This is a genomic window from Aminobacter niigataensis (assembly GCF_946995915.1).
Taxonomy (GTDB): Bacteria; Pseudomonadota; Alphaproteobacteria; order Rhizobiales; family Rhizobiaceae; genus Aminobacter; species Aminobacter niigataensis.
The window spans coordinates 4871803-4897484 of sequence record NZ_OX341517.1; the positions used below are offsets into that span (position 1 = coordinate 4871803).

A 25682-nucleotide genomic window follows, 5' to 3' on the forward strand; every position below is an offset into this window, starting at 1 on the left:
GGCCAAATGTTGAAAATGGCCGAGACGCTTCGGTCAATCGACCGCAGCGACCGGCGCTACCTAGCGGTTGGTTTTGCGAATTGCAAGCAGCCGCCGAGCTTTTTCTGGAAAGGCCTGGAAAGGCAACGCAGTTGTTCCGCCGCGCGGCCAGCGGGACAGAAAATCGAACTGCGTCTTGAACAGTTCCATCATTCTGAAATTCGGAAGAATGGCGCGCCATGGAGGATGAAACTGAGAACTTCGAATTGGTGGTCCTACGATGAAGAACGCGCCTTTTCGACTAGAAGAAATAGATGAAACCGAAGAGGCTCTTTCCGAAAGACGGCAGCTAGATTGTGCTGCTGTCAAATTCCTGGCGGATCGCGGTGCAGACGATAAATTGGTCGACGCTGTTGCCATTGCGATTGACGATCAACGGATCAATGAAGAGCTCGCGAAACAGCTGCGAGAGTACGGCAAACTCACGGGCGGAATTGCATAGCGAATTTCTCGCTGTGCACGGACAGAGTGGCCGGCCAGCCTGATACCCATAACCACCGAACTTTGCCTCGATTACTGTTTTGTCGAGAGCCAAAAAGACACTAGCGGCCTTTGCAACATCTGTTGTTGAGCGACCGAAATGGCCGATGCCGGACCGTCCGCTTGCGGCAGAATTGGGCAAAAAGCCGACCTTTCATTTGGGCGTAGTCCGATCGCATTGTTCACCACGCATAGCGCAGCACGCCCTTGCCCGAATATGACCTCGTCACGTTGGAGAACTCACCCTCGAAGCTTGCCGCTGCCGACCAGCCGTTCAGCCATTTCTTGTCAACCGCAGCGGTTATCAAAGCGGAATCGGGCGCCATGGCAGCTCCATTCACGACGAAACTGGCGCCGGGCAGCGTTTGGAAGGTTGCGGTCAGGCTCCGGTCCGGATTGAAGTTATTTGCCCAGGCAAGGCGCCCGCGCAACGTTAAGACGCCATCGGCCATGTCAAACGACTTGTCCATGCGCAGGCCGAGTTCGGCGCGCGTGTCGGTCACGCTTCTACTTTCGTAGGACAGAGCGAAGGTGTTTGAGCCGCCGACCGTCTGCTCGGCATAGGAGGGCATGTCGAAGGCGGTGAACTGGCCAGCCGCGTAAGGCGTGAAGCCAACGCCGCCGACGTCAAGGCGGTAGCCGCCCTCAAGGCGCCCGGACCAGGCATTGGCGTCGAACTCGGCGCGCAGGTGATCGGTGCCGGATACTGTCAGGAACCGGTCCGTCGTAAAATCCTGCCGGCCATAAGCGAGCGCGCCCGTCAGATAGGCGGCCCCGGCATTGTGTCGGAAAAAGGCGCCGGCCTGGAACAGGTCGGAGCTGCCGCTGCCGAGGCCGGCGATGCTGAAGCTGGTGCTGCCGCCGGCCAGCGCAAAGCCGGCGACGGTGTCGGGAGACAGGCTGTAGTCGGCGCCGACTGCAAAGCCGTAGAGGCTGGTCCGGGTATCGTTCGACCCCACCGAGGCATTGCCGTCGGTCAATTGCGAGCCGCCATACCCGGCTACCCATGTGCGCCAGAGCTGTTCCACGGGCAGGTGGGGCGAGGCGTTGGCGGACAGGGCCGCATCGGCATTGCGCTTGCCTAGTCCCCCGCCATCTTCGGCATAGGCAAGGCCGGCCGGGACTTTGGTGTCGGCATCATTGTCGCCGCCGACCGGAACGCCCCGCCCGGTGATGAACGGATCCGTGATCACCCCAACAAACTGGTCCATGGCATAGAACGTCGCCTGCTGCGCGCCGGTGCCGATCTCGCCGGAAAGCTGTGTCAATCCAGCCGGTGTCAGCCCGCCGAATACCATCGGGATGCTGCCATTGGTGTCGAAGAAATCGACGATGGCGTCGCCGACATTCCGCTGGTTGTCGGAAAGTCCTGTCCCGGTCGGCGGAACGAAGCTCAACTCGAGGTCGAGATAGGCCCGCGTGGTGTCGTAGCTCAGCGAGGTGTGGAAGCCCGACGGCAGGTTGCCGTTGTTGGTCGTGGGATTGAACGTGCCGGTGATGCTGCCTGCGGTCAGGATCGTGTATTGCTTGGCGACATAGCTGCCGCTCGCAAAAAGCGGGGCGACGGTGGCGCCGCCTAGCGACGCGTTGCCGGTGACATTGGCGTAAGAGGAGGAGGCAGGATCGACGACCACCGCATAAAAGGCGCCCGGCTGCATCGTCAGGCTCGACAGGGTCATCGACGTTCCCGGCAGGCCGTGACCCGGCGCAAATACGCCGCCTGCGCTTACAGTGGTAGCGCCGGCGAAACCGATGCCACCCAGAATGCCGCCGTTTTCGACGGAGGTCAGGGATGACGACGCGATCGAGCCATCCACCACAAGCGTTCCGTCGCTTACAGTGGTCGCACCCGTATAGGTGCTTGTTCCTGTAAGTATCAGAGTGGCGATGCCGGCTTTTGTCACCGATCCGCTGCCGGTGATGGCCTGGTCCAGGGTCGAGCCCGTTGGCTGATCGAAGGTGAGCGAACCGGTGACCGAGATGCGGCCGGTGATTCCGGATGTCGAGTTGGCCAAGGTGAGGAAATTGTCGCCGCCGGTGAAGACGATGGCGTCGGCACGTGTCCCGCCGTCACCGCTCAGGCCTCCCGAGATGACACCGCGATTGGTGACGGTCAAATTGGCGCCGACCAGGCCCGCGCCGCCCAAACCGGGTGGAGATCCTCCACTGCCGCCTCCGCTTGCACCGCCATTGCCGCCAGCGACCGTGGTGTCGATGGTGATCATGACCCCGCCAAGGCTGGTGAGCAGCAGCCCGGTTCCGCCGCTCCCGCCACTACCGCCGAATTGGGCGGAGCCTCCGTCGCCGCCATCACCTCCGGTCACCGCCACGCCAACCGTCCCGAGGTTGGCGTGGCGGGGACCGGAGGGGGTGGCCGCGGCCGAGGCTCCCCCCCATTCGGCGGGAGGGGGGGGGGGGGGGGGGGGGCGGGGGCCCCCCCCCCCCCGGGGGGGGGGGGGCCCCCGCCCCCCCCCCCCCCCCCCCCGCCGGAACGTTCCCAGAATGATCCGGCCGCGCCGCTGCCGCCATCCGCTCCGGCCGACGGCCCCCCGGCGCCGCCCGTCCCGCCAAGGCCGGCGCTGCCATTGCCGCCGCTGCCACCCGCGGCACCGGCGCCACCACCACCGCCGCCGCCGCCGATTCCACCCGGTCCGTTTGCGCCCGTGCCGCCGGGGCCGGTCGCGCTGTCGGCTCCGCCTGCACTGTTAAAGATCCCCCCCGTGCCACCACCCGCGATCGCCGGGGCGGCACAGATCGTTGTACCTGCGAGAAGCAACAGGGCGACACTTCGCGTGACGCTTCCCCGAACGAAAGTCTGACACCTATGCGGACCGATGCAGGCTCGTCGAGGGTCCCAAAGGCCCAGCCGCGACCGGCCGAGTGGCACATCCGGCAACAGCGACGACGCGAGTTCAGCTCGCACGCCTGCCGTTTTCGATTCGTGATCCATCATCCGCCCCCTGCCAACAGCTGGACATTTTGCGGAAGCACTGCGGCCCGCAAGGGTGGGCAAAACGATTGAGACGATATGTCGAGAAAATGAGATGCTCGGCAAAATCAGGCCCGGCTTGCGCGCTCACAAGCGCGCAGCTACGTTCGCGCTGAGGGCTGGATGGAGGGGATGCCATTGGACAAGCCGGCGGCGGAATCGCACGGCAAAAGGCCATCGTCCCGCCTGGACATCTCGGTCAGTCCGGGAAACGCGCGTGATTTCGATCTCCTGCGTATTGGCCTGTCTCCCCTCTACGAGATGGATGCTCCCGATACTTCGGCGCGGGCCTCGTTTGCAGCCGGAATGACGAGTTATCATTTCGCCGATATCGGCATTGCCAACAGCTGGGGGGCCGCCACCAACTTCGAACGGACTCCCCTGACCATCGCCCGCGGCGGGCTCGACAACATCTGCCTGCTGCTCTACGCGCAAGGTGGCTGCGGCCTGACCAGCGAGGGTCATTCGGCCGAGGTCCATCCCGGCGACGTGTGCTTTCTCGACATGACCCGGCAGAGCACGTTAAGCGCTACGCGCTACCGGAATCTCTCCCTGGTGCTGCCTCGCGCCTTGCTTGCCCCGCTAGTCGCCGACATCGACGGTTTGCACGGCCGCATCCTGCAGAGGTCAACGTCACTCAACGCGATGCTGGCGAGCCATCTGCGCGTTCTGTTCGACGAGGCCCCCATACTGGCTTCGAAGGATGCGGGCGCTGCCGCTCACGGCACCGCGGCGCTCGTCGCGTCATTCGCCGGTGCATCGGCGACTGGCCGGGAGATGATCGAGCAGGCTTCCTCCAGCGCGTCCCTGCAAACCGCGCGCCGACTGATCGAAGCGAAGCTGCGGGAGCCGGACCTGGGTCCGGAATTCGTATGCCAGCGGCTCGGCATGTCGCGTGCCAAACTCTACCGGCTGTTCGAGCCGATCGGCGGCGTTGGCGCGTATATCCAGCAACGGCGTTTGACGCGCGCCTACCACGCGCTGACCGACCCGGCGCAGGCAAACGTCTATATTGGCCTCGTTGCCTCGCAATGCGGCTTCGGCAATGCATCGGTCTTCAGCCGCGCTTTTCGCCAGGCTTTCGGCATATCGCCGACCGACCTGCGGTCCAACCATCGGCGCGTGGATGCGGACGACACCGGCCTCTCTGGTGATAACGCCTTCACGACCATGAGGCGGCAGCTGCTCGGAATGGGCTCGCGCCACAGATAGCCGGGCGGCGGAGCCGCGCTACGTGCATAGAGTGCTGGCAGCCTTGGGGCCGACTGCGGACTGGCGGCTTTGCGGGAGCGCAGCCGGGAATGGAGACATGTGGTTGCCTTCGAAACAGACAGTAGGTCGGAATCTCGTCCGGCGCGCCGCATTGGGCACAGATGATAGCTATGGGATAGCATCACAATGCCCGGCTGGTGCTGAAGGAGGTCATAGTGAAAGACAAGGAATTCGCATCACAGGGTCAAAATCCGTGCTCGCGAGAGTTGCCTCGCAGGGCTTGGTTAAAACCCCGCCTTCGGTTCTCTCTTTTATTCGAGAATGGCGCGCCCGAAAGGATTCGAACCTCTGACCCCCAGATTCGTAGTCTGGTGCTCTATCCAGCTGAGCTACGGGCGCGCAACAGGCCATGCGAACGGCCAACACGCTTCGGTCAATCGACCGCGGCGATTGGCGCTACCTAACGGCTGGCATGACGAAATGCAAGCCGCTGCCGGCAAAGTTTTTTGACATCAGGCCGGCCGGCGCAAACCGTTGCGTGCCTCGTCGAGGCGGACCGGCTGATCGGGAATGGTGACGGCAAAGACGGTGCGGCCGCCGGTGCTCTCGACCAGTTCCAGCGAGCCGCCATGGGCGCGCACCAGCTCGTAGGCGATGGCGAGGCCAAGCCCGGTGCCGCCGCTGCGGGCAGAACCGCGGAAGGCGGCAAAGAGATTTTCGCGTGCCTTCTGCGGCAGCCCCGGACCGGTATCGGCGACCAGGATGCGGCTGACGCTGCCTTCGCGTTCGGCATAGACGGTGAGGCGATTGACGATGGCGCTGTCGGCCACGCCCGCCATCGCCTGGACGGCGTTGCGGCAGAGATTGGTCAGCACCCTGAACAGCTGGTCCGGGTCGGCATCGATCTCGAAGTCGGTATCGACCGCATTGAAGAATTCGATGCCCGAGTCAGACTCGAGGCCGAGCAGGCCATGCACGTCGTCGACCAGCTGGCTGAGCCGCAGGCGACGGCGCGCCGGCGGAAGTTCCTGGGCGCGGCCATAAGACAGCACGTTTTCGGTATAGGCGACGGCACGGTCGAGCGTCTTCAGCAGCTTCGGCGCAAAGGCCTGGACGGCCGGATCCTTGACCATGCGCAGGCGGTCGGACATCAGTTGCGCCGAGGCCAGTATGTTGCGCATGTCATGGTTGATCTTCGACACCGCAAGGCCGAGGTCGGCGAGGTGCTTCTGTTCGTTCAGCATCTTCTGCAGATGCATCTGCATCGCCGACAATTCGCGTTCGGCAACGCCGATCTCGTCGCCACGCGACCCGGCCGGAACGATGACACCTGCCGGGCTGTCGGGAGCATCGGAGAAGGTCAGCATCGAGCGCGTCATGGCGCGGATCGGGCCGATCATGATGCGGTCGATGGCTGCGTAGACCAGGGCTGCAGTACAGAGCGAAATCAACAGCGAGACGAAGACGATGTAACGAGCGTTGCCCAGCATGGCGCGATGAAGCCGATAGTCGGGGATGACGAGCTCGAATTCCTTCTGGCTCTCGCCGACGGTTCCGAAGACGCGCAGCATGCGGTTGCCACCGAACAGCAGCGTGTCGATCGCCGCCGGCATCGAGCTCAGCACGCCTGCCTTGGTGATGTCGATATGTTCGTCGACCTGGGGCGGCATGTCGGTAACGACCAGCAGCCTCGAGACGCCGCCATCGCGCACGGCGATCGCCTTGGCGCCGATCGCCATCAGCACGTCGTTCTGGGCGGCGCGCGACAACGACGTCGGATCGCCCTGCACCAGGATGGCCGCAACCGCGGCAGCCGTCGCCAGCCGCTCCTCCAGCCAGCGAAGCCGGTAGGAGGCGATCGAGGGCAGGAAGAACAGGACTTCGGCAAAAAGCACGAAGGCAATGGTCAAGAGCAGCAGCTTGGCCGAGAGGCCGCGCGAAAGCGGAACCGAACGGTCTGCTGGTTTTCCGGCATAGGCGCCGGTATCTGCTGCTTCAGTCATTTTGGTCTTTGCTGCAAGTCCACCCTGGGAGCGTAGGTTCGGCCAATGGAAGCGCGAAACGCCTTGCATCCCGTCACGGCAAAGATAGGCTATTGCAGCGCAGTTGCAAATTCCGCAGTGCAAAAGACGGCCTGTAGCTATGTTGTGGACGGGCCGGTTGGCGGTCCCGGACGGGCTGCCGACAACCGGCGGTGGCAACGGCGCCGGCGGATTGACTTCACGGCACCTTCTTTCTATAAGCCCGCACACGCTCGGGACCCGCTTCCGTCGCGGTTTTTGATCGCGTCGAGGCAAGCCGAGCCAAGCTCCTGTTACAAAGTGACAGAATCAAGAAGGGCCGCACCCCGCGGTATTAAAACAAATGAAGCGTACCTATCAGCCTTCCAAACTCGTCCGTAAGCGCCGTCATGGTTTCCGTGCTCGCATGGCTACCAAGGGCGGTCGTGGCGTCGTCGCAGCTCGCCGCAATCGCGGCCGCAAGCGGCTCTCCGCCTAAGCCGTAGGCGGGGACCTTGCCCGCTGACGGCAAGCCAGAGGGGTCTGCTCCGCATGGACGCGGCCCCGAACGGCTTCTGAAAAGAAAACAGTTTCTGGCCGTCCGCCGCGGTGACAAGCGGCGCGGGCGGTTTTTTCTCGTCGAGGTCCTGGATCGCGACGACAAGGCCGGGCCGCGGGTCGGCTATACCGTCACCAAGAAGGTCGGCAATGCGGTTGTCCGCAATCGTGTCAAACGGCGTCTGCGGGAGGCCGTTCGTACACATGCCGCAGGTGACATGGCCGCCGGCAAAGACTATGTGATCGTCGGGCGCGAAGATGTGCTCACCGCCCCTTTCGGCCAGATAACGGCTGAACTTTCTCGGCGCATTCGCGGAACGCGATAAGGGCTTTCGATGGAAAACAACCGTAACTTCTTCATCACCATCGCCTTGTCGGTGCTGATCCTGACGCTCTGGCAGGTGTTCTACATGAACCCCCGCATCGAAACGCAGCGCGAAACCGCGCGGATCGAGGCCGAGCGCGTGGCGCAGGAGCAGAAGGCCGCGCAGCCTGCCGGCACGACGCCCGGCAGCGCCACCCCTGCCGCGCCGCAGGCCGGCATCCCCGGCGCGCCGACGACGCAGGCCGCCATTGCCGACCGCGCCCAGGCGATCGCCGGCTCGGGCCGCGTCGCCCTCGACACGCCGAGCCTGAAGGGTTCGATCAACCTGACCGGCGCGCGCATCGACGACATCAGCCTCAAGCACTACCGCGTGACGGTCGAGCCGAATTCGCCTGTCATCGAGCTGCTGAACCCGCAGGCGCTGCCGTCCGGCTTCTACGGCGAGATCGGCTTCGTCGGCAGCGAGGCGACCGGTGCCGTTCCGGGTCCCGACACGGTCTGGACCGCCGAAGGCAACCAGACGCTGACCCCGGCAACGCCGATCACGCTGACCTACACCAATGAAAAGGGCCTGACCTTCAAGCGCGCCATTGCGGTCGACGAGAACTACATGTTCACGGTGACCGATACGGTGACGAATGCCGGCAGCGCCGACGTCGCGCTGTCCAACTACGGACGCCTGACCCGCTTCGACAAGCCGCTGCATGCCTCGACCTACGTACTGCACGAAGGCCTGATCGGCGTGACCGGCACCGAAGGCCTGCAGGAGATCAGCTACAGCACGATCGAGGACGACAAGCAGGTCCTGCCCGGCAAGTCGACCGACGGCTGGCTCGGCATCACCGACAAATACTGGGCCGCGACGCTGGTTCCCTCGGGCAAGCAGCCGTTCCAGCCGCGCTTCTCCTATTTCGACGACGGCCGCCCGCGCTACCAGGCCGACTACCTGACCGACCCGATCACGGTGGCGGCCGGCCAGTCGGCGACTGTCGAAACGCTGGTCTTCGCCGGCGCCAAGGAAGTGGCCAAGATCAACGCCTACGAGGCGGACCGCCAGATCCGCCAGTTCGAGCTTCTGATCGACTGGGGCTGGTTCTACTTCATCACCAAGCCGATGTTCTGGCTGATCGACAACCTCTACAAGTTGCTCGGCAATTTCGGCCTGGCGATCCTCGCCACCACCGTCATCGTCAAGGCCATCTTCTTCCCGCTCGCCAACAAGTCGTACAAGTCGATGGCGAACATGAAGATGGTGCAGCCCAAGATGCTGGAAATCCGCGAGAAATACGCGGACGACAAGATGAAGCAGCAGCAGGCGATGATGGAGCTGTACAAGACCGAGAAGATCAATCCGCTGGCCGGCTGCTGGCCGGTGCTGATCCAGATCCCGGTGTTCTTCGCGCTCTACAAGGTGCTCTACGTCACCATCGAAATGCGCCACGCGCCGTTCTTCGGCTGGATCCACGATCTGGCGGCACCCGATCCGACCTCGATCTTCAACCTGTTCGGCCTGCTGCCATGGGGCGTGCCCGCCTTCCTGATGATCGGCGTCTGGCCGCTGATCATGGGCGTGACCATGTTCCTGCAGATGCGCATGAACCCGACGCCTCCGGATCCGACCCAGGCGATGATCTTCACCTGGATGCCGATCCTGTTCACCTTCATGCTGGCGTCGTTCCCGGCGGGCCTCGTCATCTACTGGGCGTGGAACAACTCGCTGTCGATCCTGCAGCAGGGCGTGATCATGAAGCGCCAGGGCGCCAAGATCGAACTGTGGGACAACCTCGTGGCGCTGTTCAAAAAGAAACCGACACCGGCCGAATAGGCCGGAAAATCGAGATGAAACAAAAAGGCCCTTGGAATTTCCGGGGCCTTTTCTTTTCACTTGATATCGAAGCACTGAAACTCTTTCGGCAGGCGCTGCGTATCTCGAAGATACCTGCATGCGTCAGCTTGCGGGGTGGCGGTGTCTGACCTCCCCCCGGTCAGCAATGAACCGTCTCGGCAAGGCCGGGGTCCCGCTGTCCCTTGCGGGACCCCGGTTTGCGGCCCAGCAATCGCAACCAAGAATTCAAGTATTCGCGCAATGATCGAATGAAGAAGGTCCGGCGCGGCGATGTCAGCGCGGCGGATCGCGCTATACTGTCACCCTATCCGCCTCAATACGGACGTTGCGCCATGCCGGGACCGAACCCCTCGATCAAGCACCCGATGCCGATGCACAAGCGCGTCGGCTTCCTGAAGCCCCTCGTCGACGCCGAAAACATCGAGGTCGGCGACTTCACCTATTACGACGATCCCGAGGGCCCCGACCTCTTCCAGACCAAATGCGTGCTGCATCACTACCCCTTCATCGGCGACAAGCTGATCATCGGGAAGTTCTGCGCCATTGCCGAGGGCGCCCGCTTCATCATGAACGGCGCCAACCATGCCATGTCCGGCTTTTCGACCTATCCGTTCAACATCTTCGGCCATGGCTGGGAGGAAGGCTTCGACGTCGCCACCTGGCAGCAGGAGGTGCGTGGCGACACGGTTGTCGGCAACGACGTGTGGATCGGCATGGAAGCGGTGATCCTGCCGGGCGTCCATATTGGCCACGGCGCCATCATTGCAGCGAAATCGGTTGTCAGCAGGCACGTACCGCCTTATGCGATCGTAGCCGGCAATCCTTCGGTCGTGGTCAAGAAGCGTTTCGACGACAAGACCATCGAACGGCTGCTTTCGATTGCCTGGTGGGATTGGCCGGTGGACAAGATTGGCCGCAACCTCGACGCCATTCGCGGCTCCGATATTTCTCTGCTGGAGGCAGCGGTTTGAACGACCAGACAAGACCGGCAGCACCGGTGGATGCCGAGCTATTCAAGCGCCCGTGGATCTTCATCCGCGGCGTGCCCGCCATGAAGTTCCTGCCGCCAGAGGGACCGCCCGAGATCGCCTTTGCCGGCCGCTCGAATGTCGGCAAGTCGTCGCTGATCAACGGCCTGGTCAGGCAGGGCGGGCTGGCGCGCACCTCGAACACGCCGGGGCGCACGCAGGAGCTCAATTATTTCGTGCCCGACGGCTATTCCGGCGAGGCCGGCGACCTGCCGCCGATGGCGCTGGTCGACATGCCGGGCTACGGCTATGCCCAGGCACCGAAGGAACAGGTCGACGCCTGGACCAAGCTGGTGTTCGACTATCTGCGCGGCCGGGTGACGCTCAAGCGCGTCTATCTGCTGATCGATTCCCGCCATGGCATCAAGAAGAACGACGAGGAGGTGCTGACCCTGCTCGACAAGGCGGCGATCTCCTACCAGATCATCCTGACCAAGACCGACAAGATCAAGGCTGCCGGCGTACCCCGGCTGATCGACGAGACGCTTCTCAAGATCAAGAAGCGGGCAGCGGCATTCCCGGTCGTGCTCGCCACCTCTTCGGAAAAGAACGAAGGCATGGACGAACTGCGCGCCGCGATCGCGCTGGTGGTCAATGGCGGCTAGGCCGTCGCCGGCCTGAAGCTCAGCGCCAGGCCGTTGATGCAGTGACGCTTGCCGGTCGGCGGCGGGCCGTCGTCGAAGATGTGGCCGAAATGGCCGCCACAGCGGCGGCAGTGCACTTCGGTGCGGGTCATCAACAGGGCACTGTCGACCTTGGTGCCGACGGCATTGGGCAGCGCCTCCCAGAAGCTCGGCCAGCCTGTCCCTGAGTCGTATTTTGTCTCGGAAGCGTAAGCGCCGAGATCGCATCCCGCGCAATGGAAAACACCCTTGCGGTGCTCCTGGAGCAGCGGGCTGGTCCATGGCCGCTCCGTGTCTTCCTGGCGCAACACCGCAAACTGGGCGTCGGAAAGTACGGTGCGCCACTCCGCGTCCGTCCTGGTGATCTCGAAGCTCTCGGCCAATGCCGGGCCGACAATGGTCAATCGCCTGGAAATGACGACACCGGTAAAAACGGCTATCGCTGCGCTGCCCAACAGGAATGACCGGCGGTTCATGGCATTGCTCCTATCCGACCATAGGCCGGTGCCGCATCACGGCGAAATCAACTGGGCTTGAGGGCAAACGATGCGCCCCGCCGCGGCTTCAAGGCCGTTGCGGGGCGCATCGTTGATTGCACGAGCGTCAGCGAGCCAGTGCCCGCACAATCATGCCCCCGGCTCACATCTTGGGCAGAAGCACCTTGTCGATGACATGGATGACGCCGTTCGACTGTTCGACATTGGCAATGGTGACATTGGCGACATTGCCGTTCTCGTCCTCAACGGTGACCTTGTCGCCGTCATATTTGGCGGTCCAGGTGCAGCCGCCGACGGTCTTGACCGGGTGAGCGCCCTTGTCGTCGTCGACCATCTTCTTGATGTCGGCCGCCATCGCCTTGGCGCCGACGACGTGGCAGGTCAGGATCTTGGTCAGCTGATCCTTGTTCTCCGGCTTGAGCAGGTTCTCGACGGTGCCGGCCGGCAGGGCGGCGAAGGCCTCGTTGGTCGGCGCGAAAACGGTGAACGGGCCCTTGCCCTGCAGCGTCTCGACCAGGCCGGCAGCCTTGACGGCGGCGACGAGCGTGGTGTGGTCCTTCGAGTTGACCGCGTTCTCGACGATGTTCTTGTCGGCAAACATCGCCGCACCGCCAACCATCGGGTTTTCGGCATAAGCAACGGTGGCGAGAGCGGAGAAAGCACCGGCGAGCAAAGCGAGAGAGATCTTACGCATATCGTAACTCCTTGGATTGTTTCCCTAGATGGAAAGGCAAAAGGAATTACGGTTTCGAGCGAGAACAGTTTCACAAAAAAGCAGAAATATATATTTATTATCAAACGGTTATTTCTCAAAACCTTGTAGATACGTGGGTCAATGCGAATAAGTTTCGACCCACCTTGCTTATCTGCGAAGATTCTCAGATTTCCCGGAGGTCGCCGGCCGCAACCACAGGTCCGGTCGGCTGGCCGGTCGGCGAACCGCCTGTCGGCTCGAGGCTGACTGCGAGCACGGCTCCGGCTGCGAGCTTGTCGCGCATGTCTTCCTTGACCGGCATCTTCATGGTGGCGCCGACCGGAATGACGCCCATCGACACCGGCGGGTTGGTGCCCTCGATCATCCAGAGCTCGAAGTCCTTGCCGGTGCCGCGTTCGCCCGCGACATGGGACAGGCCGACCTCGCCGGAGGCGGCGTCGTACATGACCATGTACTTCACGTCGCTGCCGTCGGCGGCGAGCGATGCCACCATGCGCTCCTGCGGCACGTCGACCGGCGGGCTGATCATGGGCACGGCGACATAGATCGCCAGGGCAGCCACGGCAGCCGTTGCCAAGCCGCGCCAGAAGGCAAGGCTCGCCCACAGGCCGGCAGGCTGCCCAACCGGCGCCTGAGCGGTGGAGGAGAACAATCTGGCGTCGATGGCCTGCTTGACCGAGGCCGGCGCCTCGACCTCGGGATAGGCCGCGCCCAGCGGGGCGAACCGCACTTCCCATTCGTCGACGAGCCGGGCGAACCCAGGCTCGCCATCGATGCGCATACCGACCTGGCGGCGCTCGTCGGCAGGCAGGACGCCGAGAACGTATTCGGCGGCGACGATGTCGTCCCCTCCACGTTCCGGTCCATTGTCTTCCGCGAGCGTCATCTTTCCAGACATTCCCTAAGCTTCAACAGGCTGCGGCGCAGCCATGTCCGCATAGTATTGAGCGGCACGCCATGGCGTTCCGCGAGTTCGGCATAGCTCTCGCCCTTGAGATAGGCGCCGCGGACTGCGGCGGCCCGGTCCTTCTCCAGTTCCTCGAGGCAGCCGTGGATGCGCCCGGCCTCGTCGCCCGCCACCGCGGCGGCCTCCGGTCCCGGCGCGGGATCGGCAATTTCAAGCGCCTCGTCGATGGCGAGGGGTGCCTGGCGCCGTGCCCGGATACGATCGATCGCATGATTGCGCGCGATTGCCACAAGCCACGAGATGGGGCTGAGGTCGGAGGCGGCAAACCGGTCGGCCTTCGTCCAGATCTTGACGAAGACCTCCTGCAGCGCTTCCTCGGCATCTGCCCTGTCGTTCAATACACGCAGGCAGACGCCGAAAAGTTTCGAGCTCGTCTGCCGGTAGAGCAGATCGAAGGCACCGCGGTCCTTCATCGAGGTCCGCACGATCAGTTTGGTGATGTCCTGCGGCGTCATTGTCGCCACGTTACGTCGCGGAGGCCGAATTGCAACTGCTGTTTAGATTGCGCCGCGACCTGCAACCGGTTTCGGAAGCGCAGGAGGCATGGCGTCACAGGCCGGCCAGGGTCATCGAACCATTTGCCCCCTGCCCGGTTTCCGGCTAAGACCGCGCCGACCTTTTCCACCGATCCGGGACCATGCCGATGACGACGAACGTCGCCGCCACCGCCGAAATGCAGGCTGCCCTGCTTTCAGCCGCCCTGCCCTACATGCAGCGCTACGAGAACAAGACCGTCGTCGTGAAATACGGCGGCCACGCCATGGGCGACGTGGCGCTCGGCCGCGCTTTTGCCCGCGACATCGCTTTACTGAAGCAGTCGGGCGTCAACCCCATCGTGGTGCACGGCGGCGGCCCGCAGATCGGCGCCATGCTCAACAAGATGGGCATCGAATCGAAGTTCGAAGGTGGCCTGCGCGTCACCGACCAGAAGACGGTCGAGATCGTCGAGATGGTGCTGGCCGGCTCGATCAACAAGGAGATCGTTGCCCTGATCAACGCCGAGGGCGAGTGGGCGATCGGCCTTTGCGGCAAGGACGGCAACATGGTCTTCGCCGAAAAGGCCAAGAAGACCATGATCGACCCCGATTCGAACATCGAAAAGGTGCTCGACCTCGGTTTCGTCGGCGAGCCGGTCGAAGTCGACCGCACGCTGCTCGACCTTCTGGCCCGTTCCGAAATGATCCCGGTCCTGGCGCCCGTCGCCCCGGGCCGTGACGGCCACACCTACAACATCAACGCCGACACCTTCGCCGGCGCCATTGCCGGCGCGGTCAAGGCATCGCGGCTTTTGTTCCTCACCGACGTGCCGGGCGTCCTCGACAAGGACAAGAAGCTGATCGACGAGCTGACGGTCGCCGACGCCAAGGCGCTGATCAGGGACGGCACCATCTCGGGCGGCATGATCCCCAAGGTCGAGACCTGCATCGAGGCGATCGAGCGCGGCGTCGAAGGCGTCGTCATCCTCAACGGCAAGACGCCGCATTCGGTGCTGCTCGAGCTGTTCACCGAGCATGGCGCGGGCACGCTGATCGTCCCGTAAGCGATAACAGTTCTGCCCCAACGGACAATGACAAGGCCGGCTTTTGCCGGCCTTGTCATTTCAGCCCTTGCGTTCACGAAGCATTGAAGCGCTGCGGCTTTCCTTTTTCCCGTGTTGACGCACACTGATTCCGGGTCCCTCGGACGACAACCATGCTGGCTGCGCTGGCGCTGATGCTGTGCACGAGCTGCGAACTGCCTGCCACGCCGGTCATCGGCGTGGATGCCGGGACGGTGGATGTCGAGCTGGTTCTGGCCGTCGATGTCTCGAGTTCGATGGACGAAGGCGAGTTCGCCCTTCAGCGCGCCGGTTATGTCAAGGCGCTGCGCCACCCCGACTTCGTCAATGCCGTTCTGTCGGGCGTGAGGGGGCGCATTGCAGTGACCTATTTCGAGTGGGCGGGAACCGTCCAGCAGGAATCGGTCATACCCTGGCAGATCATCGACAGCCGCGACAGCGCCGACGAATTCGCCGCCAAGCTCGCCGTCAGGCCGATCGGCGGATCTGGCGGCACGTCGATCTCGAATGCGGTGGCGTTCGGCGCGAGCCTGCTGCAGGACAACGACTTCAGGGGCGAAAAGAAGGTCATCGACATCTCGGGCGACGGGCCGAACAACACCGGAGCGCCGGTGGAGGTCGCCCGCAACAACGCAGTTGCGACCGGCATCATCATCAACGGCCTGCCGATCCTCGTTCGACCGACGGGAAGCCTCGAAGACATCGACCGCTACTACGCCGAATGCGTGACCGGCGGGCCCGGCTCGTTCGTCCTGCCCATTCATCTCGCATCGGAGTTCATCACCGCGATCCGCCGCAAGCTGATCCTCGAGGTCAGCGGCGTCACCGACGCGCCGGACATCCTGAAAATCCAGGCGACAGAACCCGTCAACTGTCTCGTCGGCGAACGCTACCGGCTGGTTTATCCAGAGCCGTAGTCGCTTACGGCCGCAGGTGCCCGAGCGGCACGTGGCCGGGCCCCTTGATGTTCTGCAGCACCAACTGCGTGTGCACGTCGCGCACGCCCGACAGCCGCATCAGGCGGTGCATGACGAAGGCGTTGAGGTCGTCGACGCTGGGCACCATGACGTGCAGCAGAAAGTCGTAGTCGCCGGTCATCGTCCAGCAGGCCGAGACCTCGTCCATCCGCTGCACGGCGGCGATGAATTTTTCCGGCGAGTCGTCGCTGTGGCTGACCAGCCTGACCTGGACGAAGACCTCGACCATGAGGCCCACCGCCCGACGGCCGATGCGGGCGGCAAAGCCCTTGATGACGCCGGCCTCCTGCAGCGCTTCGAAGCGCCGAGCGCAAGGCGTATTGGAGAGGCCGATCTCCTGCGCGATCTCGGACACCGGCTTGCGGCCGTCGCGCTGGAGAATATCGAGTATCTTGACCTCGAACTCGTCGAACTGAGGCATTTTCACTCCCTTGTGCATCATCTTCAGGGAAATATACCTCAATTCCCGGGCTGATGCGCGGAAAGAAGTGAATCCTGCTCGACAGCCCCGATTATGATTCGGCATCGAAACCATGTTGTCGGGAGGATCAGACAATGGGCATCAGCGTTCAGGACTACGCGCAGGAATGTGCGGCCCAAGGGTTGCGTGGCGACTACACGGTCTGCCGCCCCGACTTCACCGTCGAACAGAAATACGACTACAGCGCCGCCGAGCAGGAGGTGTGGCGCACATTGTGCGACCGCCAGACCAAGCTGACCCAGAGGCTGGCGCACAAATCCTATCTCGATGGCATGTCGGCGCTCGGCCTCGTCGACCGCATCCCGGACTTCCACGAAGTGAGCGAGAAGCTGCGCAAGCTCTCCGGCTGGGAGATCGTCGCGGTGCCCGGCCTGATCCCGGCACAGCCTTTCTTCGATCATCTCGCCAATCGCCGCTTTCCCGTCACCAACTGGCTGAGGACGCGCGAAGAGCTCGACTACATCGTCGAGCCCGACATGTTCCACGACTTCTTCGGCCATGTGCCGGTGCTGAGCCAGCCGGTGTTCGGCGACTTCATGCAGATGTATGGCGAGAAGGCCGGCGACCTGATCGCGCTCGGCGGCGACGAGATGACCACCCGGCTCTACTGGTACACGGCGGAATACGGCCTGATGCGTGAAGCCGGCCAGCCGCTCAAGGCCTTCGGCGCCGGGCTGATGTCGTCGTTCACGGAACTACAATTCGCCGTCGAAAGCCCCGATGCCCACCAGGTCCCGTTCGTCATCGAGACGGTGATGCGCACGACCTACGAGATCGACAAGTTCCAGCGCGCCTATTTCGTGCTGCCGTCGTTCGACGTGCTCAGAGACGCTTTCCAGAACTCCGACCTGGCCGGTATCATCAAGCGCTGGAAGGATGAGCCGCCGCTCGACCCGGCGACGATCTAGGTGGCTAGCCGACGGCCAACAGCACCAGGATGCCGCCGACGATCAGCACGCAACCGGCGATCTCGAGCCGGTTGATGCGTTCGCGGAAGAAAAAGACGCTCGACGCAAAGGTGAACAGCATCTCGATCTGGGCCAGCGATTTGACGATCGCCGCCTGCTGGAGCGTCATGGCCATGAACCAGCCGAAGGAGGCCGAAGCGCCGACAAGGCCGGTGAACAATGCCGGCCGCCACGCCTTGGCGATGCGCGGCAGCTCATCGCTCTCCTTCCAGACGATCCAGGCCAGCATGATCAGCGTCTGGAAGACGATGACGACGGCGAGCGTGACCGCCGCCTGCATCATGAAATTCGGCCCGCCGAGCGAAAGCGACGCGGCGCGGTAGGCGACGGCCGAGATGCCGAAGAACGTGCCCGAGGCCAGCCCGATCAGCGCGTTGCGGCTGAGCACCGAGGTCACCAGCGTGCGGGCGGTGAATGCCGTGTGCGCGACCGAGATCAGCATCACGCCAAAGACGCTGATGGCGATGGCAGCGATGGCGCCCGCCGTCGCACGCTCGCCGAGGAACAGCAACCCGAACAGCGCCGCCTGCGCCGGCTCGGTACGCGAATAGGCGGTGCCGACGGCAAAGTTGCGGAACGAAAACAGGTGGATCAAAAGGAAGGTCGCGGCGATCTGGCCGACACCGCCGACCACGGCCCAGCCAAGGAATGTGCCGTTGAGCTGCGGCAGGTCGTAGCCGACGACAAAATGCAGCACGCCGACGAAGGTAAGCGCGAAGGGAAAACCGAAACCGAAGCGGACGAAGGTGGCACCGGTGGTGCCCATCACGCCCTTCAGGTGCTTCTGCACCACCGACCGCAGGTTCTGCAGGAAGGCGGCGGCGATGGTGATGGGTATCCAGAGTTCCATGGAGATGTCCGGCGGGACGGCTGGAGGCGCCGCCCGTTCCCTCTAGAAGCGGCAAGGGCCGCGTGCAACCGTACGCGGCCTCAAAAACCTTGTGCCAGAGGCAGGATCAGGCCGCTTCGGGAACGCCCGTATCGAAGATCGCGCGGTTGCGGCCACGGCGCTTGGCCTCGTAGAGGCGCTTGTCGGCGCTTTTCATCAGTTCCGATACGTTGGCCTCGGACTCGCAGGTGGTGCCGCCGATGCTGACGGTCAGCGGCACGGAGCGCTCGTCATTGGGCTGGAAGCGCAGCGCCTCGACCTCGCTGCGGATACGCTCGGCCACCAGCTTGGCCTCGTCCTTGGTGGCGCCAACCAGGAAGGCGCCGAACTCCTCACCGCCGATGCGCCCAAGGATGTCGCCGCTGCGCACGCCACGTGTGATCGCGGCGGCGATCTGGAGCAGCGCCTGGTCGCCGGTCAGGTGACCGAAGCTGTCGTTGATCTGCTTGAAGTGGTCGGCATCGATGATCAGCAGCGCGCCGCGATCGGTCTTGCGCCTGGAACCATCGAGGGCGGCAAAGAAATTCTCGCGGTTGAGCATGCCGGTCATCTCGTCGCGGCTTGCCTTTTCCGAGAGGCGCTTGTGCGCGGCGGCAAGCTGGGCGTGGGCACGCGTCAGCTCTGCATGGGCCACCTTCAACTTTTCACGCTGCCAGAAGGTGTGAAAAGAAAAAGGAAATGCAATCAAGACGGGACACAGCACCGGCAATAGATAAGCGGCGGTGTCGACAGTGCCATTCGTGAGCGGAATCACCGTCAGGACCAGCGCCATCGTGACCGCGATGCACAATAGTGTGACGAAACCGGATTTTAAAAGCACAATCTTCAATTTCTGCTCCCTGCCGACAGCTGGAATGCCAGCATCAACTGAAGGTCATCTTTCCCAGGTAGTTAAAATTCGACTTACCCCGCGTAAATTCGCCATCGTCCAACGCGATTGTGAGCGTGCGCGGACGCTTCCAAATTTCCTGAACCATGCCATAAGGGCGTCATGACCGATATTCCCGATCCCGCCCGCTTCGACCACGTCACCGACTGGGTGTTCGACCTCGACAACACGCTCTATCCGCATCATTCGAATCTGTTTTCCCAGATCGACGTGAAGATGACGGGCTATGTCGCGGAGCTGCTGACGCTGTCGCGCGAGGACGCACGCAAGCTGCAGAAAGAACTCTATCTCGAATATGGCACGACGCTGAACGGCCTGATGCAGCGCCATGGCATCGATCCCGATGCGTTCCTCGAACATGTCCATGACATCGATTATTCCTGGCTGGTGCCGGATCCGGTGCTGGGCGCTGCCATCCGCCAGCTGCCCGGCCGCAAGTTCATCTTCACCAATGGCAACCGTAGCCACGCCGAGCGCACCGCGCGCCAGCTGGGCATCCTCGACCATTTCGACGACATCTTCGACATCGTCGCCGCCGGCCTGACGCCCAAGCCGGCACGCCAGCCCTATGAGACCTTCGCCGCCCTGCACAAGGTCACCGGCGCCAATGCCGTCATGTTCGAGGACCTGGCGCGCAACCTCTCGGTGCCGAAGTCACTCGGCATGACGACGGTGCTGATCGTACCGCGCAATTTCGAGCCGACCTTCTCCGAGATCTGGGAGAGCGATCCCACCCACGAGGACGACGTCGACTACGTCACCGACGATCTCGCGACCTTCCTGACGACGATCGTCGAGGCCAACGCCGCTTGAGCCGCTTCACCTCCGTCGAGGCGCGGATCGATGCGGCGGCGCATGCCGTGCTCGACCGCTTGCCTGCCGGAGGCTTTTACGGTGCGCTCGTCGAATTCCTTGTCTTCGGGCTGAAGCAGGCCTGGGCCTGCCTATTCGGCGGCGCCATGCTGGCATTGATCATGGCGACCAGGCTGTGGTGGCCGGCGGACGCCGGACTGACGCGCTACGACTTCCTGTTCCTCACCGCGGTCGCCATCCAGGTCGCCATGCTGGCGCTGCGCCTGGAGAAGCCGTCCGAAGCCAAGGTCATCCTGATCTTCCACGTCGTCGGGACAGTGATGGAGGTGTTCAAGACCTCCGCCGGCTCGTGGATCTATCCCGAGGAAAACCTGTTTCGCATCGCCGGCGTGCCGCTGTTCTCCGGCTTCATGTATGCGGCGGTCGGCTCGTATCTTGCCCGCGTCAGCCGCATCTTCGACATGCGCTACAGCGGCTATCCGCCGCTATGGGCCACGGTGCTGCTGTGCGCGGCGATCTACGTCAACTTCTTCGCCCATCATTTCACCATCGACATCCGCTACGGCCTGTTTGCGGCAACCGCCCTGCTCTACCTCACGACGGTGGTGCACTACCGCGTCTTCCGCTTCCGCCACCGCATGCCGCTGCTGCTCGGCTTCCTGCTGGTCGCGCTGTTCATCTGGTTCGCGGAGAACATCGGCACGTGGTCGCGCGCCTGGATCTATCCCGGCCAGCATGACGGCTGGACGCCGGTGTCGATCCAGAAGCTCGGCTCCTGGTATCTGCTGATGATCATATCCTTCGTGCTGGTGACGCTGGTCCACCGGCCGCGGCCGATGGACGCGACGCCAGGCTCAAAGGCTGTAGAACTTGGCGATGATGTCCCAGGCCTCGTCGGCGGTGTCGACGAAATCGATGATGTCCTGGTCGCCCGGCGTGATCGTGCCCTGGTCGGCGAGGAAATCGAGGTCGATCGCCCGCTCCCAAAATGACTTGCCGAACAGGATGACCGGCACACGCTCCATGCGTCCGGTCTGGATCAGGGTCAGCGTCTCGAAGAACTCGTCCATCGTGCCGAAGCCGCCGGGGAACACGGCGACCGCCTTGGCACGCATGACGAAATGCATCTTGCGGATGGCGAAGTAGTGGAAGTTGAAGCACAGCTCCGGCGTCACATAGGCATTGGGCGCCTGCTCGTGCGGCAGGACGATGTTGAGCCCTATGGAAGGCGCGCCGACATCGTCGGCACCGCGGTTGCCGGCTTCCATCACGCCCGGGCCGCCGCCGGTGACGACGACGAACTCGCGGTAGTAAGACGCAGCCGAATGCTGCGAGCACAGGCGGGCAAACTTGCGCGCCTCCTCGTAGTAGCGGCTGTTGGCCTCGAGGTTCTTGCGCTGCGTCTCGTTCTTCGCCGCCCAGGCCTCGCCGCCGGGCTCGGGAATACGCGCGCCGCCGAAAAGAATCACCGTCGAGCGTATGCCGCGTTCGGCCAGAATCATCTCGGTCTTGAGAAGTTCGAGCTGCAGCCGCACCGGGCGCAGGTCGCGCTGGGTCATGAAATCTTCGTCGTTCCAGGCAAGCCGGTAGGTCGAGGCGCGCGTCTGCGGCGTATCGGGTACGCTTTTGGAGCGCTCCAGGTCCTCGTCAGAGTGCGGCAGCGGCGTCCAGCCAGCCTTATCCATAGGATTCATTTTCTGCTCGACCCCAAATTACCGTTGCCCGCGACATTCCGCGGCGTCACCGCGATTGACCCCTCCACTAGCCTGAAATAGGGTCCGCGCGATTTTATGCCAGCTTAGAAGCCTTAACCTTAACGGTACGTAACGGAGATGTTCATGTCGAAGCTCGATCTCGCCAGCCTCGAAAAGACGATCGACAAGGCGTTCGAGGAACGCGACGGCATTTCGACATCGACGCGCGGCGAAGTCCGCGACGCCATCGAGACCGCACTCGACCTTCTGGACAAGGGCACTGCCCGCGTCGCGCAGCGCCAGGACGACGGCAAGTGGCAGGTCAACCAGTGGCTCAAGAAGGCGGTGCTGCTGTCGTTCCGCCTGAACCCGATGGAGCTGATCTCGGGTGCGCCCGGTGGCGCCTCGTGGTGGGACAAGGTGCCGTCCAAGTTCGACGGCTGGGGCTCGGTCGACTTCGAAAAGGCCGGCTTCCGCGCCGTGCCGTCGGCCGTCGTGCGCAAGTCGGCATTCGTCGCTCCGGGCGCCGTACTGATGCCGTCCTTCGTCAATGTCGGCGCCTATGTCGACACCGGCACGATGGTCGATACCTGGGCCTCGGTCGGCTCCTGCGCCCAGATCGGCAAGAACGTGCACCTGTCCGGCGGCGTCGGCATCGGCGGCGTGCTCGAGCCGATGCAGGCCGGCCCGACGATCATCGAGGACAATTGCTTCATCGGCGCGCGTTCGGAAGTGGTCGAGGGCTGCATCGTGCGCGAAGGCTCGGTGCTCGGCATGGGCGTGTTCATCGGCCAGTCGACCAAGATCGTCGACCGCGCCACGGGCGAAATATTCTACGGTGAAGTGCCGGCCAATTCGGTCGTCGTCGCCGGCTCGCTGCCCGGCAAGCCGCTGCCCAATGGCGAGCCCGGCCCGAGCCTCTATTGCGCAGTCATCGTCAAGCGCGTAGACGCCAGGACCCGGTCCAAGACCTCGATCAACGAACTGCTCAGAGATTGACCTTTCGGCAGAATTTTCTCCCGGGCATTTGAGCAAATCGCTCTAATGCCCGGCCAACAGAACGGACCAGATTCACTTGCCTGACAAATCCCAGCTTTTCTGGTTGTTCTTCCGATTCTCGGGCCGCGTGAACCGCGCGGCCTACGTGCTCGGCTTTCTGCTGATGCTGGTGACGATGTCGTTCCCGCTCTACCAGTTCATGCGCGTGCATCCCGAAAGCGGCGCGGCCCAGTTGTGGTCGATGCTGTTCGGCCTGAGCTTCCTGGTCTTCCTGTGGGCGCACATCGCCTTCAGCGTCAAACGCCTGCACGATTTCGACAAGCCAGGCCTCTTCGCGGTGGCGCTGTTCATCCCGGTGATCTCGATCTTCGCCTTCATCGCGCTCTGCTTCTATCCGGGAACGCCGGGCCCGAACCAGTTCGGCCACCAGACCAACGCGCCGCAATAGACCCTTCCTGTGAGGCCCAACGAGCGAGCCTGTGCCTTCCCCATGACAGGTCGTGACGGGCGACGCTGTAGCGAGGCTTAACTCGGCGTTCACCGGAGCAACCGAACGTCGTGACAGGGCCGGGCGATTCAATTATCGCTGTGGCCATGAAACTGCCTACAGATCCCGCCGAGAACCTTGCCGCCCTCATTCGCTGCCCGTCGGTCACCCCGGCTGAAGGCGGCGCCCTGACGGCGCTGGAAGCCATGCTGAAGCCGCTCGGCTTCGCCGTCGACCGCCCGACCTTCTCCGAGTCGGGCACACCCGACATCGAGAACCTCTATGCCCGCCGTTCCGGCAACGGACCGCACCTGATGTTCGCCGGCCACACCGACGTCGTGCCGGTCGGCGACGAGGCGGCGTGGACGCACCCGCCGTTCTCGGCAGCCATCGCCAATGGCGAGATGTATGGCCGCGGCGCCGTCGATATGAAGGGCGGCATCGCCTGCTTCGTGGCGGCGGTGGCGCGCCATGTCGAGGCCAATGGCGGCCCGAAAGGATCGGTGTCGCTGCTGATCACCGGCGACGAGGAAGGCCCCGCGATCAACGGCACCGTCAAGCTGCTCGAATGGGCAGCCGCACGCGGCGAGAAGTGGGACGCTTCGCTGGTCGGCGAGCCGACCAACCCGGATATGCTGGGCGACATGATCAAGATCGGCCGGCGCGGCTCGGTGTCGGGCGTCGTCACCGTCAACGGACGCCAGGGCCATGCCGCCTATCCGCACCTCGCCGACAACCCCGTGCGCGGGCTGATGACGCTGGTCGACGCGCTGCTCAACCCTGCCTTCGACAAGGGCACCAAGGATTTCCAGCCGAGCAACCTCGAGGTCACCACCTTCGACGTCGGCAATCCGGCCACCAACGTCATTCCGGCCAAGGCGACGGCAGCCTTCAACATCCGCTTCAACGACACCTGGACGGTGGAGACGCTGCAGGCGGAGATCCACAATCGCCTGGACAAGGCGAGCGGCCGGAAGAAATACCGCAAGGGCCGCAAGGAGCCGATCGAATTCGAGCTGACCTGGCGCGACACGCCGAGCCATGTCTTTTTGACCCGCGACGACAAGCTGGTCGACGCTCTGGCGGGCTCGATCAAGGCGGTCACCGGCCGCAAGCCGAAACTGTCGACCACCGGCGGCACTTCGGATGCGCGTTTCATCAAGGATTATTGCCCGGTCGTCGAATTCGGGCTGGTCGGCAAGACCATGCACATGGTCGATGAGCGCGTGCCGCTTGCCGAACTCGAAATGCTGACACAGGTCTACCAGCGCTTCCTGGAAGACTGGTTCGGATGACAGCTTAGGACGCGATGTTGGGCAGCAGTGAAATCCAGCAATATCTGTCCGGTGCCTGGCGGCTGATGCTGGGCAAGGCCGACGGCCTGCGCCTGCTCGATCTCAGCGCCGACGGGTTCTGGAACTCGTTCTTCGCCATCCTGATCGCCGTGCCGGCCTTGATCATCGGCTGGGTCGGGGTCTCCGACGAGCTTGCCCTGCAATCGACCGCATTCGCAGGCCGCTTCGGCATCGTCGTCCGGCTGGCGCTGGTCGACATCGGTGCCTGGGTCCTGCCACTGATCGTCTTTGCCCTGGTGGCACGCCGCGCCGGCGTCGGCGACCGCTTCGTGCACTATGTCGTGGCCAGCAACTGGGCTTCGGCCATCATCGCCTGGCTGATGCTGCCCGCCGCCCTGCTCCGGATGCTGATGCCGGCGGCGCAGAGCGCCACGTCAGCGCTGTCGCTGGCGCTGTTCGTCCTGTCGATGGTGCTCAGCTGGCGCATGACCAATGCGGCGATCGGCAAGGGGGCTGCGGTCGGCTCGGCAGTCTTTGCCGGCATGTTCCTGGTGTCGCTGCTCGTGCTGTTTTCGCTGCAGTCGATGTTCGGGATCTACGTACCCGCATAATCCACGCCGGTCAGGTAGAGACCGTCCGGCGGCGCCACCTGTCCGCAAGCGGCGCGGTCCTGCGCCTCGAGGGCCGCCCTGAGATCGTCGGCCGTCCAGCCGCCCTCGCCGACCCGCTTCAGGCTGCCGACCATCGAACGTACCTGGTTGTGCAGGAACGAGCGAGCCGAAGTCCTGACCTCGATCATGTCGCCGGACCGCGTGACGTCGAGCCGGTCGAGCGTGCGGACAGGGCTGTTGGCCTGGCACTGGGTCGAGCGGAAAGTGGTGAAATCGTGCCGCCCGAGCAGGAGCTTGGCCGCCTCTGCCATCGCCTCGTGGTCGAGGCGCTTGGGCACCCACCAGACCCTGCCACGCTCCAGTGCGGCTGGCGCGCGGCGATTGAGGATACGGTAGATGTAATGGCGCCCTGTGGCGGAGAAACGGGCGTCGAAATCGTCTGGCACTTGCCGGGCGGCGAGCACCGATACCGTCTCGCCGGCAGCCTGCATATGCGCGTTGACGGCATCGCGCACCTTGTCGTCGGCCCATGCCTTGGTGAGGTCGGCATGGGCAACCTGGGCCGTCGCATGCACGCCGGCATCGGTGCGTCCGGCACCGCGCAGCGAGATTTCATCGCCGGAGAATTTCAGGATTGCCTGCTCGATCGCCGCCTGGACGGTATGAAGGCCGGCCTGCCGCTGCCAACCGGCATAAGCGCGACCGTCATATTCGATGTCGAGGCGATAGCGCGGCATGTGCT

27 protein-coding genes, 1 tRNA gene and 1 pseudogene are annotated in these 25682 nt (G+C 63.6%); 16 read left to right on the forward strand and 13 right to left on the reverse strand.

The genetic code is table 11. The features are described from left to right. Positions 1-60 precede the first annotated feature (60 nt). Positions 61-192 (reverse strand): hypothetical protein, encoded by a 132-nt coding sequence (locus tag O1Y97_RS23965; protein WP_318762637.1) that lies wholly within the window; start codon positions 190-192, stop codon positions 61-63. A gap of 67 nt (positions 193-259) precedes the next feature. Here O1Y97_RS23965 and O1Y97_RS23970 point away from each other — a divergent pair, with 67 nt between their 5' ends. Next, entirely contained in the window at positions 260-481 is a 222-nt protein-coding gene (locus O1Y97_RS23970; RefSeq protein WP_318762638.1) for a hypothetical protein, read from the forward strand. A gap of 220 nt (positions 482-701) precedes the next feature. Here the strand turns inward: O1Y97_RS23970 and O1Y97_RS23975 are convergent, their stop codons facing one another. Further along, complete coding sequence (locus O1Y97_RS23975; RefSeq protein ID WP_318762639.1) at positions 702-2849, reverse strand: autotransporter domain-containing protein; 2148 nt, start codon at positions 2847-2849, stop codon at positions 702-704. Positions 2850-3646: 797 nt separating this feature from the next. Here O1Y97_RS23975 and O1Y97_RS23980 point away from each other — a divergent pair. Continuing rightward, positions 3647-4720, forward strand: coding sequence for a helix-turn-helix domain-containing protein (locus O1Y97_RS23980; RefSeq protein ID WP_318762640.1), 1074 nt, complete (start codon positions 3647-3649; stop codon positions 4718-4720). 322 nt (positions 4721-5042) lie between these two features. Here O1Y97_RS23980 and O1Y97_RS23985 read toward each other — a convergent pair. Both O1Y97_RS23985 and O1Y97_RS23990 read right to left on the reverse strand, forming a co-directional pair. Continuing rightward, positions 5043-5119, reverse strand: a tRNA-Arg gene (locus O1Y97_RS23985). 113 nt (positions 5120-5232) lie between these two features. Next, a complete protein-coding gene (locus tag O1Y97_RS23990) occupies positions 5233-6723 on the reverse strand; it encodes a HAMP domain-containing sensor histidine kinase (RefSeq protein WP_318762641.1) in 1491 nt (496 codons plus the stop codon). 361 nt (positions 6724-7084) lie between these two features. On the opposite strand from O1Y97_RS23990, the gene rpmH reads away from it, so the two are divergent. The 5 genes from rpmH (at position 7085) to yihA (ending at position 11082) form a co-directional block, all read left to right on the forward strand. Beyond that, the gene (gene rpmH / locus O1Y97_RS23995) at positions 7085-7219 is read left to right on the forward strand and encodes a 50S ribosomal protein L34 (RefSeq protein WP_008833937.1); all 135 of its coding nucleotides are present in this window, start codon (positions 7085-7087) and stop codon (positions 7217-7219) included. 16 nt (positions 7220-7235) lie between these two features. Next, positions 7236-7604 carry a ribonuclease P protein component gene (gene rnpA, locus O1Y97_RS24000; RefSeq protein WP_108609482.1) on the forward strand — a complete coding sequence of 123 codons (369 nt, stop codon included), beginning with the start codon at positions 7236-7238 and terminating at the stop codon, positions 7602-7604. Positions 7605-7613: 9 nt separating this feature from the next. Further along, positions 7614-9428 (forward strand): membrane protein insertase YidC, encoded by a 1815-nt coding sequence (yidC, locus tag O1Y97_RS24005; RefSeq protein WP_318762642.1) that lies wholly within the window; start codon positions 7614-7616, stop codon positions 9426-9428. 353 nt (positions 9429-9781) lie between these two features. Further along, positions 9782-10420, forward strand: a complete 639-nt coding sequence (locus O1Y97_RS24010) for a CatB-related O-acetyltransferase (protein WP_108610065.1) — start codon at positions 9782-9784, stop codon at positions 10418-10420. Next, complete coding sequence (gene yihA, locus O1Y97_RS24015; protein ID WP_183264115.1) at positions 10417-11082, forward strand: ribosome biogenesis GTP-binding protein YihA/YsxC; 666 nt, start codon at positions 10417-10419, stop codon at positions 11080-11082. The genes O1Y97_RS24010 and yihA overlap by 4 nt, the downstream gene beginning before the upstream one ends. Here the strand turns inward: yihA and msrB are convergent. From msrB to O1Y97_RS24035, 4 genes are all read right to left on the reverse strand, one after another. Further along, entirely contained in the window at positions 11079-11576 is a 498-nt protein-coding gene (msrB, locus tag O1Y97_RS24020) for a peptide-methionine (R)-S-oxide reductase MsrB (protein ID WP_318762643.1), read from the reverse strand. The genes yihA and msrB overlap by 4 nt on opposite strands. A gap of 163 nt (positions 11577-11739) precedes the next feature. Beyond that, a complete protein-coding gene (locus O1Y97_RS24025) occupies positions 11740-12291 on the reverse strand; it encodes a fasciclin domain-containing protein (RefSeq protein WP_183264117.1) in 552 nt (183 codons plus the stop codon). Between the two features lie 184 nt (positions 12292-12475). Continuing rightward, positions 12476-13198: an anti-sigma factor gene (locus O1Y97_RS24030; RefSeq protein WP_108609486.1), complete on the reverse strand. Its 723-nt coding sequence runs from the start codon at positions 13196-13198 to the stop codon at positions 12476-12478. Continuing rightward, positions 13195-13734 carry a sigma-70 family RNA polymerase sigma factor gene (locus O1Y97_RS24035; protein WP_183264118.1) on the reverse strand — a complete coding sequence of 180 codons (540 nt, stop codon included), beginning with the start codon at positions 13732-13734 and terminating at the stop codon, positions 13195-13197. Before O1Y97_RS24035 ends, O1Y97_RS24030 begins: the two co-directional genes overlap by 4 nt. A gap of 182 nt (positions 13735-13916) precedes the next feature. Here O1Y97_RS24035 and argB point away from each other — a divergent pair, with 182 nt between their 5' ends. Both argB and O1Y97_RS24045 read left to right on the forward strand, forming a co-directional pair. Beyond that, complete coding sequence (gene argB / locus O1Y97_RS24040) at positions 13917-14819, forward strand: acetylglutamate kinase (RefSeq protein ID WP_183264119.1); 903 nt, start codon at positions 13917-13919, stop codon at positions 14817-14819. A 152-nt stretch (positions 14820-14971) separates the two neighbouring features. Beyond that, positions 14972-15754: a DUF1194 domain-containing protein gene (locus tag O1Y97_RS24045; RefSeq protein WP_318762644.1), complete on the forward strand. Its 783-nt coding sequence runs from the start codon at positions 14972-14974 to the stop codon at positions 15752-15754. A 4-nt stretch (positions 15755-15758) separates the two neighbouring features. Here O1Y97_RS24045 and O1Y97_RS24050 read toward each other — a convergent pair whose 3' ends face one another. Beyond that, on the reverse strand, positions 15759-16235 hold the full coding sequence (locus O1Y97_RS24050) for an Lrp/AsnC family transcriptional regulator (RefSeq protein ID WP_108610068.1): 477 nt from the start codon (positions 16233-16235) through the stop codon (positions 15759-15761). 134 nt (positions 16236-16369) lie between these two features. On the opposite strand from O1Y97_RS24050, the gene phhA reads away from it, so the two are divergent. Next, positions 16370-17203, forward strand: a complete 834-nt coding sequence (phhA, locus tag O1Y97_RS24055; protein WP_318762645.1) for a phenylalanine 4-monooxygenase — start codon at positions 16370-16372, stop codon at positions 17201-17203. 4 nt (positions 17204-17207) lie between these two features. Here phhA and O1Y97_RS24060 read toward each other — a convergent pair whose 3' ends face one another. Together O1Y97_RS24060 and O1Y97_RS24065 are read right to left on the reverse strand one after the other, a co-directional pair. Further along, positions 17208-18113, reverse strand: coding sequence for an EamA family transporter (locus O1Y97_RS24060; RefSeq protein WP_318762646.1), 906 nt, complete (start codon positions 18111-18113; stop codon positions 17208-17210). A 106-nt stretch (positions 18114-18219) separates the two neighbouring features. Next, on the reverse strand, positions 18220-18924 hold the full coding sequence (locus O1Y97_RS24065) for a GGDEF domain-containing protein (RefSeq protein WP_108610069.1): 705 nt from the start codon (positions 18922-18924) through the stop codon (positions 18220-18222). Positions 18925-19143: 219 nt separating this feature from the next. On the opposite strand from O1Y97_RS24065, the gene O1Y97_RS24070 reads away from it, so the two are divergent. Both O1Y97_RS24070 and O1Y97_RS24075 read left to right on the forward strand, forming a co-directional pair. Continuing rightward, positions 19144-19854, forward strand: a complete 711-nt coding sequence (locus O1Y97_RS24070) for a pyrimidine 5'-nucleotidase (RefSeq protein WP_055980607.1) — start codon at positions 19144-19146, stop codon at positions 19852-19854. Beyond that, positions 19851-20699 (forward strand): annotated as a pseudogene (locus O1Y97_RS24075) (DUF817 domain-containing protein); the annotation flags it as partial. The gene O1Y97_RS24070 and the pseudogene O1Y97_RS24075, both read left to right, overlap by 4 nt. A gap of 9 nt (positions 20700-20708) precedes the next feature. Here the strand turns inward: O1Y97_RS24075 and O1Y97_RS24080 are convergent. Next, positions 20709-21548 carry an LOG family protein gene (locus O1Y97_RS24080; RefSeq protein ID WP_108609491.1) on the reverse strand — a complete coding sequence of 280 codons (840 nt, stop codon included), beginning with the start codon at positions 21546-21548 and terminating at the stop codon, positions 20709-20711. 144 nt (positions 21549-21692) lie between these two features. Between O1Y97_RS24080 and dapD the strand changes: the two genes are divergently transcribed. The 4 genes from dapD (at position 21693) to O1Y97_RS24100 (ending at position 24940) form a co-directional block, all read left to right on the forward strand. After that, positions 21693-22547 carry a 2,3,4,5-tetrahydropyridine-2,6-dicarboxylate N-succinyltransferase gene (gene dapD / locus O1Y97_RS24085; RefSeq protein WP_318762647.1) on the forward strand — a complete coding sequence of 285 codons (855 nt, stop codon included), beginning with the start codon at positions 21693-21695 and terminating at the stop codon, positions 22545-22547. A 76-nt stretch (positions 22548-22623) separates the two neighbouring features. Further along, positions 22624-22995: a DUF805 domain-containing protein gene (locus O1Y97_RS24090; RefSeq protein WP_108610071.1), complete on the forward strand. Its 372-nt coding sequence runs from the start codon at positions 22624-22626 to the stop codon at positions 22993-22995. A gap of 146 nt (positions 22996-23141) precedes the next feature. Further along, on the forward strand, positions 23142-24329 hold the full coding sequence (gene dapE / locus O1Y97_RS24095; RefSeq protein ID WP_318762648.1) for a succinyl-diaminopimelate desuccinylase: 1188 nt from the start codon (positions 23142-23144) through the stop codon (positions 24327-24329). A 14-nt stretch (positions 24330-24343) separates the two neighbouring features. Continuing rightward, positions 24344-24940 (forward strand): transporter, encoded by a 597-nt coding sequence (locus tag O1Y97_RS24100; RefSeq protein WP_108609493.1) that lies wholly within the window; start codon positions 24344-24346, stop codon positions 24938-24940. Here the strand turns inward: O1Y97_RS24100 and truA are convergent. Continuing rightward, a complete protein-coding gene (gene truA / locus O1Y97_RS24105; RefSeq protein ID WP_318762649.1) occupies positions 24925-25677 on the reverse strand; it encodes a tRNA pseudouridine(38-40) synthase TruA in 753 nt (250 codons plus the stop codon). The two genes, O1Y97_RS24100 and truA, sit on opposite strands and share 16 nt — an antisense overlap. Positions 25678-25682: the final 5 nt, after the last annotated feature.

Bases quoted from the DNA above. Each gene is read 5' to 3' on its own strand.
- O1Y97_RS23965 (WP_318762637.1), bottom strand. From the start codon at position 192: ATGATGGAACTGTTCAAGACGCAGTTCGATTTTCTGTCCCGCTGGCCG.
- O1Y97_RS23970 (WP_318762638.1), top strand. From the start codon at position 260: ATGAAGAACGCGCCTTTTCGACTAGAAGAAATAGATGAAACCGAAGAG.
- O1Y97_RS23990 (WP_318762641.1), bottom strand. From the start codon at position 6,723: ATGACTGAAGCAGCAGATACCGGCGCCTATGCCGGAAAACCAGCAGAC.
- rpmH (WP_008833937.1), top strand. From the start codon at position 7,085: ATGAAGCGTACCTATCAGCCTTCCAAACTCGTCCGTAAGCGCCGTCAT.
- yidC (WP_318762642.1), top strand. From the start codon at position 7,614: ATGGAAAACAACCGTAACTTCTTCATCACCATCGCCTTGTCGGTGCTG.
- O1Y97_RS24010 (WP_108610065.1), top strand. From the start codon at position 9,782: ATGCCGGGACCGAACCCCTCGATCAAGCACCCGATGCCGATGCACAAG.
- msrB (WP_318762643.1), bottom strand. From the start codon at position 11,576: ATGAACCGCCGGTCATTCCTGTTGGGCAGCGCAGCGATAGCCGTTTTT.
- O1Y97_RS24025 (WP_183264117.1), bottom strand. From the start codon at position 12,291: ATGCGTAAGATCTCTCTCGCTTTGCTCGCCGGTGCTTTCTCCGCTCTC.
- O1Y97_RS24030 (WP_108609486.1), bottom strand. From the start codon at position 13,198: ATGACGCTCGCGGAAGACAATGGACCGGAACGTGGAGGGGACGACATC.
- O1Y97_RS24035 (WP_183264118.1), bottom strand. From the start codon at position 13,734: ATGACGCCGCAGGACATCACCAAACTGATCGTGCGGACCTCGATGAAG.
- argB (WP_183264119.1), top strand. From the start codon at position 13,917: ATGCCGATGACGACGAACGTCGCCGCCACCGCCGAAATGCAGGCTGCC.
- O1Y97_RS24045 (WP_318762644.1), top strand. From the start codon at position 14,972: ATGCTGGCTGCGCTGGCGCTGATGCTGTGCACGAGCTGCGAACTGCCT.
- O1Y97_RS24050 (WP_108610068.1), bottom strand. From the start codon at position 16,235: ATGCCTCAGTTCGACGAGTTCGAGGTCAAGATACTCGATATTCTCCAG.
- phhA (WP_318762645.1), top strand. From the start codon at position 16,370: ATGGGCATCAGCGTTCAGGACTACGCGCAGGAATGTGCGGCCCAAGGG.
- O1Y97_RS24060 (WP_318762646.1), bottom strand. From the start codon at position 18,113: ATGGAACTCTGGATACCCATCACCATCGCCGCCGCCTTCCTGCAGAAC.
- O1Y97_RS24065 (WP_108610069.1), bottom strand. From the start codon at position 18,924: ATGGCGCTGGTCCTGACGGTGATTCCGCTCACGAATGGCACTGTCGAC.
- O1Y97_RS24070 (WP_055980607.1), top strand. From the start codon at position 19,144: ATGACCGATATTCCCGATCCCGCCCGCTTCGACCACGTCACCGACTGG.
- O1Y97_RS24080 (WP_108609491.1), bottom strand. From the start codon at position 21,548: ATGAATCCTATGGATAAGGCTGGCTGGACGCCGCTGCCGCACTCTGAC.
- dapD (WP_318762647.1), top strand. From the start codon at position 21,693: ATGTCGAAGCTCGATCTCGCCAGCCTCGAAAAGACGATCGACAAGGCG.
- dapE (WP_318762648.1), top strand. From the start codon at position 23,142: ATGAAACTGCCTACAGATCCCGCCGAGAACCTTGCCGCCCTCATTCGC.
- O1Y97_RS24100 (WP_108609493.1), top strand. From the start codon at position 24,344: ATGTTGGGCAGCAGTGAAATCCAGCAATATCTGTCCGGTGCCTGGCGG.
- truA (WP_318762649.1), bottom strand. From the start codon at position 25,677: ATGCCGCGCTATCGCCTCGACATCGAATATGACGGTCGCGCTTATGCC.